We start from the raw sequence: 271 nt of genomic DNA, 5'->3' as shown, positions 1-271 counted from the left end.
GTCTGATCTCGGCCTCTCGTACGCGATTCCGCGTACCGAGAGGCCAGACCGGCCAGAGAACGCCGACGAAATCCTCGACGAACGCGTTGCCGACGCGTTCGCCGAGGATGAGAAAAACGAGCCCCACAACAAACAGCCAGAAGACGACGAAGATGAAGACTGGACGGTTGATGACGATATCCGGACAGATGGCGGCACGACAGTCGGTTTCTTCGATATCTCGCATCCGCAACCGTGGGACAATTCTCAGCGGCTCTACACAGTGAACGAG

At 57.6% G+C, this 271-nt stretch carries 1 protein-coding gene; it reads left to right on the top strand.

Going from position 1 to position 271, the window contains the following annotated elements; genetic code table 11:
- Window positions 1–271: IS630 family transposase (locus HKX41_11575; protein NNC24772.1), on the top strand; the 271-nt coding region annotated here is incomplete at both ends.

It is taken from the genome of Salifodinibacter halophilus, from assembly GCA_012999515.1.
Taxonomy (GTDB): Bacteria; Pseudomonadota; Gammaproteobacteria; order Nevskiales; family Salinisphaeraceae; genus Salifodinibacter; species Salifodinibacter halophilus.
Note: the sequence above shows the minus strand (reverse complement) of the source record. Positions and strands in the feature narration are given on the sequence as shown.